The organism is Bradyrhizobium uaiense (genome assembly GCF_010811875.1).
Taxonomy (GTDB): Bacteria; Pseudomonadota; Alphaproteobacteria; order Rhizobiales; family Xanthobacteraceae; genus Bradyrhizobium; species Bradyrhizobium uaiense.
Genome location: NZ_VKHP01000899.1, coordinates 1 through 245 on the forward strand (window position 1 = coordinate 1; position 245 = coordinate 245).

General features: G+C 63.3%; 1 protein-coding gene. It reads left to right on the forward strand.

What is annotated here, in order from left to right; translation table 11 throughout:
* A partial coding sequence (locus tag FNJ47_RS48030) for a hypothetical protein (protein WP_163163725.1) occupies positions 1–245 on the forward strand: 245 nt, incomplete at both ends.

Consider the following 245-nt stretch of genomic DNA (forward strand, 5'->3'; position numbering starts at 1 on the left):
TGGATCGCAAGCCGGACGTGAAGACGGTGGCGATCATCAATCCGGACTATGCGTTCGGCCATGACGCGGCCAAGATCTTCACCGCAGCGCTGAAGGCGTTGAAGCCGGACATCCAGATCGTCGCCGAGAACACCGACGATCACCCCGTCAGGCAACGGCACGCGCTGCAGGACGGTCTCGCCGAGCGCGAGGATCACCTGACTGGAGGTGAAAAGCCCCCGCGGCGTAGCCTGCCGGACGAAATT